At 65.6% G+C, this 381-nt stretch carries 1 protein-coding gene and 1 pseudogene; both read left to right on the forward strand.

What is annotated here, in order from left to right:
- Positions 1-213, forward strand: a pseudogene (locus EN780_RS38480) (sarcosine oxidase subunit beta); the annotation flags it as partial.
- Between the two features lie 9 nt (positions 214-222).
- On the forward strand, positions 223-381 hold a 159-nt coding region (locus EN780_RS38485; RefSeq protein WP_145971063.1), incomplete at its 3' end, for a sarcosine oxidase subunit delta.

Genomic DNA, 381 nt, shown 5'->3' on the forward strand with positions numbered 1-381 from the left:
ATCATCGACCGCACGCAAATTGATGGCCTCTATTTCAACGGCGGCTGGTGCTATGGCGGCTTCAAAGCGACGCCTGCCAGCGGCTATGCCTTCGCCCATCTTCTTGCCACCGGCGCACCCCACGAGACCGCGCGCGCCTACCGCATCGACCGTTTCGCACGCGGCCATGTGGTTGACGAGCGCGGCGCCGGTGCCCAGCCCAATCTCCACTGAGGCGGTCCAATGCTGATCCCACATCCACTTCTGGGCCCGCGCGATGCGCAGGAATTCACCTATCTGGGCGACGCGCGGCTCATCGACCGTCCAGACCCCTCCGCGCCCGATGCCGAGGCCGCTTTTTGCGATTACGTCTTCCTGCGCGACAACCCGGCGGGCGTGCAC

It is taken from the genome of Mesorhizobium sp. M4B.F.Ca.ET.089.01.1.1, assembly GCF_004022605.1.
Taxonomy (GTDB): Bacteria; Pseudomonadota; Alphaproteobacteria; order Rhizobiales; family Rhizobiaceae; genus Mesorhizobium; species Mesorhizobium abyssinicae.